Genomic DNA, 14320 nt, shown 5'->3' with positions numbered 1-14320 from the left:
AGCCGTCTATGCGAGACACTTGATTCAACGACCTAGTCCATCGATTCAACGAAGGGAAATGCCATGGCCACCACAAAACTGCTCAGCGATGCCGAGGTTGAAAAGATCCCGGCGGTGAAGGCCGTGTTCGACGATATCCGCGCGACGCGGAAATCCGACTTCGTCAACAATTTCTGGCGCGGGCTGGCCAATGATCCGGCGTCGCTGAAGCGGGTATGGGAGCAGCTCAAGGCGGTGATGGTTGCCGACAGCGCCATCGACCCGCTGACCAAGGAGATGATCTACATCGCCGTCTCCACCGCCAATGGCTGTTCCTACTGCATCCATTCGCATACGGCCGCCGCGCGGGCCAAAGGCATGACCGACGCACAGCATGGCGAGTTGGTGTCGATCATCGGCTTGGCGGGCCAGACCAATCACCTCGTCACCGCCATGCAGATCCCGCTCGATCCGCAATTCGAGGTGAAGTGAGTCGGGTGCGCGGCGCGGCGTTTTCCGTGTCGCCGCCAGCAAAAAAATATCGACCGGCGACGTTCATTTTCGCATTTCACAGGCTTGTGCCCGTGATCGAGAATTTTGCCCGGCGCTGTTAAGGAAGTGACATGTAACGGCACTAAGGAAGCCGCACGCGAAGTCGTTCGCCCGTGGTTTCCGGCGCGGCTCTCGCGGCGGAGCCGTCATGAAAATCGTCCAGATCACAGATACCCATTTCAGCCCAAGCAAGCCGCATTTCAACGGCAATTGGGAACCTTTGGCCGCCTGGATCGAGCAAAGCGGCGCCGATCTCGTCATCCACACCGGCGATCTGACCGTCGACGGCGCCGACAAGGATGACGACATCACCTTCTGCATGGGGCTGATGCGGGAGATATCGAAACCCATGCTGCTGGTGCCCGGCAACCACGATGTCGGTCACCTGCCGGGTTCGCTGCAGCCGGTCGATGCCGTGCGGCTGGAACGCTGGCGCCGCTTGGCCGGGCCTGACTACTGGTTCGAGGATGCGGGAAACTGGCGGCTGATCGGCCTCGACAGCCAGGTGATGGGCTTCAACGATGCGACGGAAGAAGCCCAGTTCGAATGGCTGCGGGAGACGCTGGAAAGCCGCGGCGGTCGTCGCGTCGCGATGTTTGCCCACAAGCCGCTCTTTGTCGACGATCCGGATGAAGGCGACACCGGCTATTGGAGCATCCGTCCGACGCAACGCCGGCGCCTCTATGATCTGATCGCCGCCCACGACGTGGCCCTGCATGCAAGCGGCCATCTGCATTGGGCGTGGAAGGGCAAATACGCCCATACCTCGCTGGTCTGGGGGCCGTCCGCCGCCTTCATCGTCGACACCATGGAACGCAAGATGCCGGGCGAGCAGCTGATCGGCGCCGTCGTGCACGAGTTGGATGACACGGTCGCCAGCGAGATCGTCGCGATTCCCGGCATGGCGACTCACGTTCTCGACGATGTGGTCGAGGAGGTCTATCCGCACGAGGCCCACAAGGTCCGCAGGAAGGCCGGGTGATGGGCGCGCTATCGCTTCGCGGCCTGAGCAAGGCCTTTGCCGGCAACGCCGTGCTGAAAGGCGTCAGCCTCGATGCCGAGCCCGGCGAGTTCATCGCCCTGTTGGGCCCTTCGGGCTGCGGCAAGAGCACGTTGCTGCGCATCCTTGCCGGGCTCGACCATGCCGATGCCGGCGAGATCCTGGTTGGCGGCAAGGATATGTCGAACGTCGCCGCGGCCGACCGTAACGTCGCCATGGTATTCCAGTCCTACGCGCTCTATCCGCATCTGACGGCCGGCCAGAACATCGCCGTTCCGCTAGCCATGAAGCGGCTGAGCCGCGCGCAGCGCCTGCCGCTGATCGGCTCCTTGCTGCCCGGCCAAAGGGAGACACGCGCCGGCATCGCGCGCGACGTGCGCGAGATGTCAGCTCTGCTCAAGATCGACCACCTGCTCGACCGCAAGCCTGGGCAGATGTCGGGTGGGCAAAGGCAGCGCGTGGCGCTGGCGCGCGCGATGGTGCGCCACCCCAGCATCTTCCTCATGGACGAGCCGCTTTCCAACCTGGACGCCAATCTGCGCGTCCATGCGCGCGGCGAGATCGTTGAGCTGCACCGGCGCGCGGGCGTGCCGACGCTCTATGTGACGCATGACCAGGCCGAGGCGCTATCCATGGCCGACCGTGTGGCCGTCATGATCGGCGGCCATCTGCTTCAGCTTGCCGCGCCCGAAACCATCTACAACGACCCCACCCATATCGAGGTCGCGCGGTTCGTCGGTCAGCCAAGGATCAACATCATCCCGGCGCAGGCTGAAAACGGGCGTGCTGGTTTCGAGGGCATCCGGCTTGCCTTGATGGAGAAAGTGGCGAGCGGCCCGGTCAGCCTCGGCATCCGGCCCGAATTCGTTAAACTGGCGCCTGATGGGCGCAGCGGCCTTGCCGGGCGTATCGAGCGGCTCGAATTCCTCGGGTCGGAAGTCATCGCCCATTGCCGGCTTCAAGCAAGCGGCGACGCCATCGTCGCCAAGCTCGCGCCGCATGAGGCTAGGGACCTGATCGCGGGAATGCCCGTGGGTATCCTTCTGCCATCCGAACAGGCGATGGTGTTTGGGCCGGAAGGACGGCGGCTGCGTACGGCCGCGGCGGCAGGAGCGCGGCAGGAGCCGGCCTATGTCTAGCGTCACGACGGCGGGCAGCATCTCGGCCGCCGCCCTCCATCGGCGCAGCGAGGACCGGACCGCCTGGCTGCTGGCGCTGCCGGCGATCGTGCTGTTGTTCCTGTTCGTGCTGTTGCCGGTGATTGCCGTCATCTTTCTCGGCTTCACCGATTTCGAGCTCGGCTATGGCAAATTCCGGATCGTCGGCTTCGAGAACTACGCGCATCTTTTCAGTGACCGCACCTTCCGCAAATCGCTGTGGAACACGACCCTCTACACGGCGATGGTCGCTCCGGTCTCGATTGCGCTGGGCTTGGGCGTCGCGCTTTTGATCGAGGGCGAATTGCGCGCGCGGGCCTTCTTCCGCACCGTCTACTTCCTGCCGGTGGCCTCGCTGATCGTCGCCATGGCAACCGTCTGGCAGTACATCTTCCACCCGACCATCGGGCCGCTCAACGCGCTGCTTTCGCTTGCCGGCATTCCCGGCCCGAACTGGCTCGGCGCCTCGAACACGGTCCTCTACAGCCTGTCGATCATCGGCGTGTGGCAGTCGGTCGGCTTCAACATGGTGCTGTTCCTGGCCGGCCTGACGGCAATTCCGCGCGAGCTCTATGCCGCGGCTGAAGTCGACGGCGCGAAATCGGCGCTCGACCGGTTCTTCCTCGTCACATGGCCGATGCTCGGACCGACGACGCTGTTCGTCGTCACGATCAGCATCACCAATGCGGTGAAGGTTTTCGAGACCGTGAAGATGCTGACGGACGGCGGCCCGAACAAGGCGTCGGAAGTGCTGCTCTTCACCATCTACCAGGAAGGCTTCGTCTATATGCGCGTCGGCTATGCGTCGGCGATGACGGTAGTCTTCCTGGCGATCCTCGTGGTGCTGATGTTCCTGCAGTACCGCGTCCTTGACCGGCGGGTGCACTACACATGACGGGTATCCCAGTCGGTCGCATCGTCCGCTTTGCGCTGCTTTCGCTCGGCGCACTGACGATTCTGGCGCCCTATATCTTCATGATCTCGACCGCCGGAAAGACGCAGAGCGACATCTTCACCGCGGCGCTTTCGCTCATTCCGCAGCATTTCTACTTCGCCGAGAATTTCGCCAAGGCGCTGGACAAGGTGCCGATGGCAACGCTGCTGTGGAACGGCGTCGTCGTGTGCGGGCTGATCTTCTTCTTCCAGGTCGCGGTGGCGATCCCCTGCGCCTACGCGATGGCCAAGCTGAAGTTCCGGGCGGCACGGATGATGATGGTGCTGGTCATGCTCGGCCTGCTGGTTCCCATCCATGCAACGGCGCTGCCGCTCTATGTCGCGTTCGACCGCGTGTCGCTGCTCAACAGCTACACCGCCCTGGTCGCGCCGTTCACGATCTCGGTGTTCGCGATCTTCATGTTCCTGCAGTTCTTCCGCGCCATGCCCGACGACCTCATCCATGCCGCCCGGCTCGACGGGATGTCGGAGCTCGGCATCGTCGCGCGCGTCATCGTTCCCAATGCCTGGCCGGCCGTCACCGCATTCGCGATCTTTTCCGTCGTCGCGCACTGGAACGATCTCTACTGGCCGCTGATCGTTATCAGCAAGCAGGCCTACGCCACGCCGCCGCTCGGCCTGATGTATTTCCGGGCCGCGGAGGCGGGCGACGACTACGGCGCGCTGATGGCTGCCACGCTGATCATCACCCTTCCTCTCGTCGCCGCCTTCCTGCTCGCGCAGAAGCGCTTCGTCGAAGGCATCACCATGACAGGTCTCAAAGGCTGAATTCGCCAACAACCAACTGGGCCAACAAGGAGCACGAGCAATGAAGCATATATTGAGGATTTTCGCCGCGGCGGCGGTCTCGCTGACCTTCGCACTACCGGCAAGTGCCGAAACGACTCTGACGGTCCACTATCCGATGCCCGGTTTCTTCAAGAACGTGATGGACACGATCTCGAAGAAGTTCATGGAAGAAAATCCCGATATCAAGATCCAGTTCGCCAGCCCGTCGGCAACCTATGAGGAAGGCATCCAGACCATCCTGCGCCAGACCGGCACCGACGAGATGCCCGACATCACCTTCATCGGCCTCAACCGCCTGCGCATGCTCAACGAGCGAGACGTCGCCATCGACCTCGGGCCGCTGGTCAAGAAGGACGGCAACATGGCCGAGCAGGGCTTCTCCGACACGATCCTCAAGCTCGCGCAGGTGAACGGCAAGCAGATCGGCCTGGCCTTCGCCACCTCCAACCCGATCATGTATTACAACGCCGACCTGGTGAAGGCGGCCGGCGGCGATCCGGACAATCCGCCCAAGACCTGGGACGAAGTGATCGCGCTCGGCGGCAAGATCAAGGCGCTCGGCAACGGCGTCGACGGCATCGACTTCCGCTGGCAGGGCGACGACTGGATGTTCTCGGCGCTCTTGTTCGGCGCCGGCGGCAAGATGCTGAACGGCGACGAGAGCAAGGTCGCCTTCAACGGTCCGGAAGGCGAGAAGGCCGTCGAGCTCATCGAGCGGATGGTGAAGGAAGGCGGCATGCCGGTGTTCACCAAGCCGGCGGGCGAGCAGGCTTTCGCCGCCGGCAAGGTCGGCTTCGAATTCCAGACCACCGGCGCGCTGGTCAACACGATCAAGAATGTCGGCGACAAGTTCACGTTGCGCACGGCCAAGATCCCGCTGATCGATCCGGTCAACGGCCGTCTGCCGACCGGCGGCAATGCGGTCGTCATCCTGACCAAGGACGCCGCGAAGCAGGAAGCTGCCTGGAAGTTCGCCAAGTTCGCCGCCGGCCCGTATGGCGCATCGGTGGTGGTGCCTGGAACCGGCTATGTGCCGAACAACGAGCTGGCCGCGAAATCTTCCGACTATCTCGGCGATTTCTACAAGAAGAACCCGCTGTTCCAGGCTGGCCTCAGCCAGATGCCGCTGATGGTTCCGTGGTATGCTTTCCCCGGCACCAACGGAGTCAAGGTGACGCAGACCATCGTCGACAACCTGTCGCGCATCGTCGACCAGTCGGCGACGCCGAAGGAAGCACTCGCCGACGCCGCGAGCGACGTCGAAGGCATGCTGCCGACGCAGTAAAGGCTTGCTCCGGAAGTCGTCGCGCCTGCCCGGCGCGGCGGCTTTCCGAAGCACTTACACTGGCCGGTAAACCTTGTCGGCCGTGTTCCAGAAGATGTTTGCCTCTGCTTTGGCGCCGTGCCTGGCGACTGCGGCGCGGTGTGCCTTGATCAGCTCGGCATGGCTGGTCCAGAGCTTCTCGATCGGGAAGTTCGAGCCGAACATCAGCCGGTCGCTGCCGAGGATATCGACCGCGTTGTCGACGATGTAGGCGATGAGTTCGGGGTCGTTGCCGTGCACGAAAGTGCCGAGCCCCGAGAGCTTGGCGTAGAAATTGGGCGCTGCCGAAAGCGTGCGGAGCCCCGCCTTCCACGCTTCGGTGGTTTCCGGCTCCATGCCGGTCAGCATGCCGGCATGGGTGAGGATGAAATTCGTCTCAGGGTTTTCGCCGACCAGCGTCAGCCCGTCCTTCATCTGTGCCGGGAAGAGCTGCAGGTCGAAGGAGAGGCCGTAATCCTTCAGCCGGGCGACATTGGCGCGGACCTTGGGATCGATCACCTGGTCGGGCGATGTGGCGAAGCGGAAGGCGGGCGTCTCGTGCCAGTGGAGCTGCATGCGCACACCGCGCAGCAGCTTGTATTTCATCAGCCTGTCGATCTGCGGCCGGACGTCGTCGACGGTCATGTCGGCATAGCCGACAATGGCGTGCGGCCAGCCGGTTTCGTCGGCCGTTTTCTGCAGGAAGGCGACCTCTTTCTCGAAATCCTCCTTGGCCCAGTTGGTCTGGACATAGACGGCTTTCTCGACACCCGAGCCCTTCTGGTCCTCTAGGAACTCCGTGATCGGATAGTCGCGGCGGATCGGCTCGTAGGGGCCGAAGATGCGCGGCACCATCGGTCCGACCAGCCAGGGCTGGTCCTTCTGGCGCCAGATGTGGAAATGCGCGTCGATGGCCTTCTGCATCACGATACCCTTTTCCAGATGGTCTCGGCCGCCGGGGCGGGGCGGGCGAGCGAGAGGATGAAATCGGTCAGGCTTCCGACCGACGAGCCGTCGACCAGGTCGTCGAGCAGCGGCAGGACGGCGCGCAGCGCCGCCGTCGCCGGCTGGAAGCGCGGATCGCCGGCCAGCGGCGTCGCCAGCGACAGCCGGAAAGCGCGGGCGCTGAACCGCCGCATGGCGGTTTCCAGGTCGGAATGGTCGCCACGCTCCAGGCCATCGGACAGGATCACGACGCAGGCGCCGCGCGCGAAGGCGGAAAAGCGTGGCACCGACAGGAAGGCGAGCAGGGTCGGCCCCATCCGGGTGCCGCCGTCCCAATCGTCGACGAGCGCCGCGGCGCGGGCGAGCGCCTGCCCGCGGTCGCGGATGCGCAGCGCCGAGGTGACGCGGGTGAGGCGCGTGCTGAAGGTAAAGACTTCGGCGCTATCGGCACCTTGCACGGCCGCGTGCGCCAGCTTGAGGTAATCGGCGGTGTGCAGCTTCATCGAGCCGGAAACGTCGATCAGCAAGAGCAGCTTGCGCGGCACGGCCTGGCGGCGGCGCAGCAGCGGCGAGGGGATGTCGCCATCAGCGCTGACGATTTCGCTGAGCGAGCGGCGGAGATCGAGCGTGCCGCGCGAACGCGTGCGCGCAGTGCGGAAGGAACGGCGCGCGGGCAGGGCGGCAGAGAGTTTTCGGCGGAACTGGCCGAGGCCATCGGCGTCGCGCTGGAAATCGCGGCTGCTCAGTTGCTCGAGCGCCGAGGACAGCTCGCCGCCTTTCTCCTGGCGGATGGTCTGTTTTTCTTCCTCGCGCGTGCCGCGATCGTCCTTGACGCGGGTCTCGTCGTCCTCTTCGCCCTCGATCGCGGGCTTGGCGTCGCCGTGGAAATAGGCTCGGAAATGCGCCTCGAATTCGCCGCGGCGATCGGGTGGGGGCGCGAGCGTCGCGAGTGCGGCCTCGCGGATGTCGTTCATCGAGCGGGGGCCGAGCAAGGTTACGGCCTGCATGAAGCTGGTGATCTGTTCGGGGGCGATGGCGAAGGCGTGACGGCGAAGCAGGCGGGCGAAGCCGAGGAACGGCATGGTAGGACGAGGTAGACTTTCCGGACGCCTCATTCCTTCGCGCCCCCCTCTGTCCCGCCGGACATCTCCCCCTCTAGGGGGGAGATTGGCAGCTTGGGCGCCGCGCTTAGTCCTACGACGTCGAAAATTGGCGAAAGCCGGGGTGACGTCCGATCTTCCCCCTCGAGGGGGAGATGTCCGGCAGGACAGAGAGGGGCGCTGTCCCGCCAGCGCCGCGCATTAGCCCCGGAATATAGCGCTAGCTCGTTGCGATTGCTCGTCACCCCAACGCCTCCTCGACAATCCTCCCCAACTCCGGTGCGATCGCCGACTGATCCTCCTCGTCCTTGATCAGCACGCCGATGGCGCGGCGGAAGGCTTGCGGCCACGGGCTGCCGCCTTTTTCGAGAATGGTTGCGGCGTTGGCCCATTCGACCGCTTCGGCGATACCCGGCGGTTTGGCCAGAGACCGCGCGCGGATCTCCTGCACGGCATTCGCCACCGCGCGCGCCGTCGCTTCGGCGACGTGGCCCGCGCGCATCATGATGATCTCGGCCTCGCGTTGGGCGTCGGGGTAGCCGATCCAGTGGTAGACGCAGCGCCGGCGCAGCGCCTCGGCCAACTCGCGGGTGCGGTTCGAGGTCAGGATGACGATCGGCTGCTTTGCCGCGCGGATCGTGCCGCGTTCGGGGATGCTGATCTGGAAATCGGAGAGGAATTCCAGCAGCAGCGCTTCGAATTCATGGTCGGAGCGGTCGATCTCGTCGACTAGCAGCACGCGTTGCTCAGGCGCCCGCAGAACCTGCAGCAGCGGCCGGGCGATGAGAAAACGGTCGTCATAGATGTCGATCTCGTGCTCGCCGGCATGACGGATGGCGAGCAATTGGCGCTGGTAGTTCCACTCGTAAAGCGCGTGCCCGGCATCGATGCCTTCATAGCATTGCAGGCGCACCAGCTCGCGGCCGAGCAGTTCGGCGACTGCCTTCGCGGCCTCGGTCTTGCCGACGCCCGGCGCGCCTTCGAGCAGCAGCGGCTTGCCCAGGCGGATCGCGAGGAAGATCGCGGTGGCCAGGCTGTCGTCGGCCAGATAGCGCGAAGCGGCAAGGCGCTCGGCTATCGCTTCCGGCGAAGCCGCGACTTCAACGGCGTCGGCGCTGGTCATCTTGCCCTCAGCCCGCCGCCTGCGCCTTCAGCGCGCGCAGGATGCGCTCGGGCGTGATCGGCAGCGTGTCGATGCGCACGCCGACCGCGTCGAACACGGCATTGGCGACGGCCGGAATCTGCGGGTTGGCGCACATCTCGCCCGGTCCCTTGGCGCCGAACGGACCGTCGGCGGACGGGCGCTCCAGCACGATGATTTCGGTCTCGGCGAGGTCGCCTGGGCCCGGCATCAGATACTGGTTGAAGTCGGTGCCGCCATGGTCGCGGTTCGGATAATAGGGCTCGGTCGTCTCGTAGAGCGCGTGGCTGATGCCCATCCAGGAGCCGCCGACCAGTTGCTGCTCGACCATCTTCGGGTTGAGCGCGCGGCCGATCTCGAAGACGTTCTTGACGGTGAGCACCGTCACCTCGCCGGTCTCGTCGTCGACTTCGACCTCGGCCACCGTGCAGGCATGGGCGTAGCAGGTGGAGGGCTTCATCGCGCCGGTCTCCTTCTCCGGGTAGGACCGCGGGATCAGGAACATGCCGCGGCCCGAAATCGAGCGGCCGCGCTTGAAATGCGCCGACAGCGCGACATCGAAGATCGAGATCGATTTCTGCGGCGCGCCCTTCACCTGGATGTTGCCCTGGCCGTCGGTCTCGAGGTCGGAGGCGTTGACCTCCAATTCCTCGGCGGCCACTTCCAGCATCACCTGGCGGGCTTCCTTGGCCGCCTGGATGACGGCATTGCCGGCGCGGTGCGTGCCGCGCGAGGCGAAGGTGCCCATGCAGTGCGGACCGGTATCGGTGTCGGCCGTGTCGATGATGACGCGGTCGGTCGGCACGCCGATGGTCTCGGCGCAGATCTGCGCCATGATCTGCTTCATGCCCTGGCCGAGATCGACGCTGGAGAGCGTCACCATGAAATTGCCGGTCGGCGTCGAATGGACCAGCGCCTGGGTCGGGTCGCCGCCGAGGTTCATGCCGGTCGGATAGTTGATCGCGGCGACGCCGCGTCCACGCCGGATCGCCATCTCAGGCTCCCTTCCTGTAGGAGGACATTGCCATGTATTTTTCCGCCACCGGCCAGTTGGCGGCGCGCGAGGCCTCCTGCATGCACTCGATCAGCGCGGCACCCTCGGTCGGCTGGCGATGCGCCTTCATGTCGCCGTCGCGATAGGCGTTGATGAAGCGGAACTCGAGCGGGTCCATGCCGACCACCCGCGCCAGCTTGTCCATCTGCACCTCCAGCGCGAAGTCGCCGATGGTGACGCCGAAGCCGCGCATGGCCGACGAAGGGGTGCGGTTGGTGTAGACGCAATAGGTGTCGATCCAGACATTCGGGATCGTGTAGGGCCCGGGATAATGCGCGGCGCCTTTCTGCGCGCCATAGGGCGAGTGGCGGGAATAGGCGCCGGCATCGGTGTAGCCGGTCACCTTGCGGGCGACGATACGGCCGTCCTTCATGACGCCGTCCTTGATCACGACCTTCTCGGCCGCGCGCGGCGAGGAGATCTGCATCTCCTCCTCGCGGCTGTAGATAAAACAGACCGGGCGTCCGGTTAGCTTGGCGCCGAGGATGGCGATCGGCTCGACGATGACGTCGACCTTGCCGCCGAAGCCGCCGCCGACCGTACCGCCGACGAAATGCAGCTTCGAGCCTGGCATCTGCAGGATGATCGATGTGTTGTCGAGGGTGAAGAACATCGCCTGCGTATTGGTGTAGCAGGTGAAGCGGTCATTGCCCTCGGGCGCCACCACGCAGCCGGTGGTCTCGGTCGGCGCATGCTCGATCGGCGAGGACTGATAGGACTGTTCGAGGATGTGGTCGGCCCCGGCAAAGCCTGCCTCGACATCGCCGAAGCGCACCTTGCGGCACTCGCCGCTGTCATAGAGGTAGTAGTTCTGGCCGTGATATTCGTTGACCAAAGGCGCGCCGGGCTTCAGCGCTTCCTCCATGTCGAAGACGGCTGGCAGCACCTCGTAGTCGACCTTGACCTTGGCGGCCGCCTCCTGCGCCGCGCGCTCGCTCTCGGCCAGCACCGCGACCACGGCCTCGCCTTTCCAGCGCACCTTGCCGTCGGCAAGCACGGTTTCGTCCTCCGGCCCGACCTGGATCAGGATCAGGATGGTGTAGACGTTGTGCGGCACGTCCTTGGCGGTCAGCACCTTCACGACGCCCGGATGCTTTTCCGCCTCGGACGTGTCGATCGAGCGGATGCGGGCATGATGGTGCGGGCTGCGCACCATCTTCAGATGCAGCATGCCGGGGAAGTTGCGGTCGGCGAAATAGGCGGTCTTGCCGGTGACATGTCCAGGCGAGTCAAGCCGCGGGCGGGCCTGGCCGATCTCGTGCAGGCCGTCCTTGCGGACATCGGCGAAATAGTCCTTGCGCAGTTCCATGGCTCGTTCCCTCAGGCGGCGTTCTGCGAATTGGCACGCGCCGCAAGCAGCACCGCCTGGATGATCGGCTCGTAGCCGGTGCAGCGGCAGATGTTGCCGGACAGCGCTTCGACGACATCCTCGCGGCTCGGGTTCGGCGTGCGGTCGAGCAGCACTTTTGCCGCCATGATCATGCCCGGCGTGCAGAAGCCGCATTGCGTGGCGAAGGCATCGAGGAAGGCGCGCTGCAGCGGGTGCAGCACGCCGCCTTCGGCAAGGCCGGCGGTCGTCTTGATGTCGGCGCCGCCGCAGGTTTCGGCCAGCGTCAGGCAGGAAAGCCTCAGTTCGCCATCGATGATGACCGAGCAAGCGCCGCAGGTGCCTTGGTGGCAGCCGCCTTTCGGCGAGGTGTCGCCGATCTTGTCGCGCAGCGCGGCGAGCAGCGTCGTGCCACTTTCGACGAACTCGGCTTTCTCCGAGCCGTTGAGCGTGAATTGAACCGGGACCTTCGCCATTCTTCCTCCCTTGCGCGCCTGCCGGATCTGCCGGACAGACGCGCGTCCCCGATGGATTTCAGTTCAGCAGCAACCGCCCGAGATGGACCGGCAGGACCTCGGCGCGATACCAGGCGCTGGCGACCGGGTCGGTGATCGGTGCTATGCCTTCGCCCGCGGCGGCTAGCGCCGGCGCGATTTCCTGCTGCGTGAGCTTGCAGCCAAGCAGCGCCTTCTCCGCTGCCTTGGCGCGTATCGGCCGATCGGCCATGCAGCCCAATGCAATCCGCGCCGAGGTCACCGTGCCGTCCGGCGCGAGTTCCAGAAGCGCGGCGATGCTCAGCACCGACACCCCCTTCGGCTTGACGCGCGACACTTTCAGGAAACGGAAGCTCTCAGCCCTCGGCAATGAAAAGCCGACGGCGGTGACGATGACGCGGCTGGTGTCGCGGCCGGCCAGGAAAGTCTCGATCGGCATTTCGCCGCCTTCGGTGACGACCGTTGCGTCCAACGCCAGCAGCGCCACCGCGAAATCGCCATAGGGGGCCGGCGCGAACAGATTGCCGCCGACGGTCGCCATGTTGCGGATCGCCGGCCCGCCGACAGCGCGCGCGGCCGGTGCAAGCGCGGCAAGCTCGGAGTGGCGGGCAACCGCAGCCATGGTGACGGAAGCGCCGAGCCGGACCTTGCCGCCGGAAACCGCGATCTGCGAAAGGCCGGGATCGTCGACGCGGACAAGGCTGGAGACGGCAACGTCGCCTTCATTGGCCGCGCGAACGACAAGCGTACCGCCGCCAAGATAGCGGGTGCCCGACACCTGCAGCGCGGCGTTGGCGTCTTTCATGCTCGAAAAAGTCCGCAGCGCAAGCGACATGGCGGGCTCCCGTCAGCTCTGGCCGGCGAAATGGGTCTTCAGGGCGTTGAAGCCGCCCTGGAAGACATTGGCGCCCATGCCCTCGGCCAGCTTGTCGGCCTCCTCCGGTGCCGCGTCGAAGCTTGCCGTCCATTCGGCATAGGTGCGGTTGCCGTCGGTGACGCGCCGCAATTGCAGTGTCGCCTTGTGGTTGGTGAGCGGCTGCGGTGTCTCGAGGATCGAATAGCTGACCAGGAAGTTCTCGTCGGAGAAGTCCAGCAGCTTCTCGCGCAGCCTTGCGCCGCTGACCAGTTTGAAGTTGCGCACGCAGCCGATCGTGGTGGCGGCCTTGCCGTCCTCGATCTCGCTCTCCACCATGCGCGGATGCCAGCCCGGCAGGCCGTTGAAGTCGCGGATGCGCGCCCAGACCTGCTCGACCGGCGCGTCGATGACGCTGGAAATGGTGACTTTCGCCATAGACTGGTTCCCTTGCAAAGATCGGGAGCAGGCTAGGGCGGGCGATGGGCCGGCGCTTATCAATGCGTCTTGAGCGCGTATCAACCAGTCGGAAAAACGCGCCTTAGGCTGTCGCCCGAGCGGCTTCCCTATAGAGCGTCGGCGGCACGCCGACATGGTCGCGGAAGAAGCGCGAGAAATTGCCCTGGGTGGTGAAGCCGAGATTGCAGGCGACCGAGATCAACGGCTCCTGCGACCACTGCAACTGGCGCACGGCTTCCTCCATGCGCAGCGTGTTCCAGTAGACGTTCGGCGTCAGGTTGGTCTGTTCCTTGAACAGCGCGAAGAAATGCGGACGGGACAAGCCGACCGAGCGGGCGACGTCGTCGAAGGAGATGCGCTCGCAGACATTGGCCTTCATCAACTGGATCGCCTTGCGGACGCGGAAATCGAGCATCGTGTTGATGCGCGCGCGCGCGGCCTGCGGCGACGAGGCATCGGCCGCGTCGAGCACTGAGTCGATGAAACGCTCGATCTCGTAATTGGCGACGTCGTCGATGCTCTCATTGTCGGCCAGGTGATCGAGCAGGTTCGCCGCCGCCTGGTGCAGCCAGGGCTCCAGTGTGATCGCGGCTTGCGTGAACAGCGGCGCCGAGGAGGGGAGGTCGCGGCGCTGGCGCGCCCAGTCGGGATCGATGTAGAAGGCGAGGAACAGGCCGGGCCTGCCGTCGCGGGAAAGGGCGTGGCTGTGCGGCTGGAACGAGTTGATGCCGGCCGCGGTGCCCGGTCCGAGCCGCACCGTCTCGCGGCCAATGGTCATTTCGCCTGCCGTGCCTTCCAGCCAGATGATGAGATGCGCCTCGCCATGGGCATGGGTGACGAAGTCGTTGGCGACATTCAGCACGGAAACATGTCCGAACCGGCCCCAATAGAGCCTGATCGCGTCCGTCATGGGTATCGTTCCTCCCGCAGGCGACTGGCCTCCCTTCGCCTGCCGGGGGATAGTGCTGCCGGGGTGCGGCCGCGTCAAGGCAGACGGGGGCGGCGGACTTTGCGTTCAAACCGCCTGGATGGATTTTCAGACTGAGCGATAGGGGCGGCATTCCCTTCTTCCCCTGTGGAAGAAGGCGACGGATGAGGGGTGTTCCAGCGGAGTGAGACGCTGGCTTTCCCTGGAGCACCCCTTGTATCTGCACGGAGGAGACTTTGTGCGAGAAGAGCGACTGAGCCTCGAACCGGATGGCCATCCGATTCG

15 protein-coding genes are annotated in these 14320 nt (G+C 64.9%); 6 read left to right on the top strand and 9 right to left on the bottom strand.

Features of this window, described 5'->3' with window-relative positions:
* The first annotated feature begins 63 nt into the window (after positions 1-63).
* The 6 genes from LB572_RS33760 (at position 64) to LB572_RS33735 (ending at position 5716) form a co-directional block, all read left to right on the top strand.
* A complete protein-coding gene (locus LB572_RS33760) occupies positions 64-471 on the top strand; it encodes a carboxymuconolactone decarboxylase family protein (RefSeq protein ID WP_040984089.1) in 408 nt (135 codons plus the stop codon).
* A 208-nt stretch (positions 472-679) separates the two neighbouring features.
* Complete coding sequence (locus tag LB572_RS33755; protein ID WP_140803642.1) at positions 680-1513, top strand: metallophosphoesterase family protein; 834 nt, start codon at positions 680-682, stop codon at positions 1511-1513.
* Positions 1513-2670, top strand: a complete 1158-nt coding sequence (locus LB572_RS33750) for an ABC transporter ATP-binding protein (RefSeq protein ID WP_224670838.1) — start codon at positions 1513-1515, stop codon at positions 2668-2670. Before LB572_RS33755 ends, LB572_RS33750 begins: the two co-directional genes overlap by 1 nt.
* Entirely contained in the window at positions 2663-3583 is a 921-nt protein-coding gene (locus LB572_RS33745; protein WP_140803638.1) for a carbohydrate ABC transporter permease, read from the top strand. Before LB572_RS33750 ends, LB572_RS33745 begins: the two co-directional genes overlap by 8 nt.
* A complete protein-coding gene (locus LB572_RS33740) occupies positions 3580-4410 on the top strand; it encodes a carbohydrate ABC transporter permease (protein ID WP_140803636.1) in 831 nt (276 codons plus the stop codon). The genes LB572_RS33745 and LB572_RS33740 overlap by 4 nt, the downstream gene beginning before the upstream one ends.
* 40 nt (positions 4411-4450) lie before the next feature.
* On the top strand, positions 4451-5716 hold the full coding sequence (locus LB572_RS33735; RefSeq protein ID WP_224670837.1) for an ABC transporter substrate-binding protein: 1266 nt from the start codon (positions 4451-4453) through the stop codon (positions 5714-5716).
* Positions 5717-5770: 54 nt separating this feature from the next.
* On the opposite strand, the gene LB572_RS33730 is transcribed toward LB572_RS33735, so the two are convergent.
* From LB572_RS33730 to LB572_RS33690, 9 genes are all read right to left on the bottom strand, one after another.
* Positions 5771-6658: an amidohydrolase family protein gene (locus tag LB572_RS33730; protein ID WP_224670836.1), complete on the bottom strand. Its 888-nt coding sequence runs from the start codon at positions 6656-6658 to the stop codon at positions 5771-5773.
* Positions 6658-7794 (bottom strand): vWA domain-containing protein, encoded by a 1137-nt coding sequence (locus LB572_RS33725; protein ID WP_224670835.1) that lies wholly within the window; start codon positions 7792-7794, stop codon positions 6658-6660. The genes LB572_RS33730 and LB572_RS33725 overlap by 1 nt, the downstream gene beginning before the upstream one ends.
* A 226-nt stretch (positions 7795-8020) precedes the next feature.
* Positions 8021-8902: an AAA family ATPase gene (locus tag LB572_RS33720; RefSeq protein WP_224670834.1), complete on the bottom strand. Its 882-nt coding sequence runs from the start codon at positions 8900-8902 to the stop codon at positions 8021-8023.
* Positions 8903-8909: 7 nt separating this feature from the next.
* Positions 8910-9914, bottom strand: coding sequence for a xanthine dehydrogenase family protein molybdopterin-binding subunit (locus tag LB572_RS34555; protein ID WP_073985327.1), 1005 nt, complete (start codon positions 9912-9914; stop codon positions 8910-8912).
* A gap of 1 nt (position 9915) precedes the next feature.
* Entirely contained in the window at positions 9916-11283 is a 1368-nt protein-coding gene (locus LB572_RS34550; protein ID WP_263498504.1) for a xanthine dehydrogenase family protein molybdopterin-binding subunit, read from the bottom strand.
* Between the two features lie 11 nt (positions 11284-11294).
* Positions 11295-11777 (bottom strand): (2Fe-2S)-binding protein, encoded by a 483-nt coding sequence (locus tag LB572_RS33705; RefSeq protein ID WP_140803624.1) that lies wholly within the window; start codon positions 11775-11777, stop codon positions 11295-11297.
* A 58-nt stretch (positions 11778-11835) separates the two neighbouring features.
* Positions 11836-12630, bottom strand: coding sequence for an FAD binding domain-containing protein (locus LB572_RS33700; RefSeq protein WP_224670833.1), 795 nt, complete (start codon positions 12628-12630; stop codon positions 11836-11838).
* A 12-nt stretch (positions 12631-12642) separates the two neighbouring features.
* Positions 12643-13086, bottom strand: coding sequence for an SRPBCC family protein (locus LB572_RS33695; protein ID WP_140803620.1), 444 nt, complete (start codon positions 13084-13086; stop codon positions 12643-12645).
* 103 nt (positions 13087-13189) lie between these two features.
* Complete coding sequence (locus LB572_RS33690) at positions 13190-14017, bottom strand: AraC family transcriptional regulator (RefSeq protein ID WP_224670832.1); 828 nt, start codon at positions 14015-14017, stop codon at positions 13190-13192.
* Positions 14018-14320 lie beyond the last annotated feature (303 nt).

It is taken from the genome of Mesorhizobium sp. BH1-1-5 (genome assembly GCF_020165615.1).
Lineage (GTDB): Bacteria > Pseudomonadota > Alphaproteobacteria > Rhizobiales > Rhizobiaceae > Mesorhizobium.
This window is presented reverse-complemented; position numbering and strand designations above follow the sequence as displayed.